Source organism: Mesorhizobium sp. M00.F.Ca.ET.216.01.1.1, from assembly GCF_004010325.2.
Classification (GTDB): Bacteria; Pseudomonadota; Alphaproteobacteria; order Rhizobiales; family Rhizobiaceae; genus Mesorhizobium.
On record NZ_SADR02000323.1, the window covers coordinates 1 to 335 of the forward strand.

Below are 335 nucleotides of genomic sequence, written 5' to 3' on the forward strand. Positions count from 1 at the left end.
GCCGGCTCGCCGCTCTTGCCCACCGCTGAATCGCTGAAAGGCAAGCGCGTCGGCGTCGAACAGGGCACGACCCAGGAAGCGTACGCCAAGGCGTACTGGGAGCCGAAGGGCGTGACGGTGGTGCCCTATCAGAACCAGGATCAGGTCTACGCCGACCTCACGTCCGGCCGGCTCGACGCCGCGCTGCAAGACGAGATCCAGGCCGACGCCGGGTTCCTGAAAACGCCGCGCGGCAAGGGCTTCGCGTGGGCCGGTCCGGAAGTGAAAGACGCGAAAACCATCGGCGAAGGCACGGCCATCGGTCTGCGCAAGGAAGATGCCGACCTGAAGACGAT

General features: G+C 66.3%; 1 protein-coding gene. It reads left to right on the forward strand.

The genetic code is table 11. The annotated features are described in order from the left end of the window. A partial coding sequence (locus EN859_RS36310) for a transporter substrate-binding domain-containing protein (protein ID WP_135913680.1) occupies window positions 1-335 on the forward strand: 335 nt, incomplete at both ends.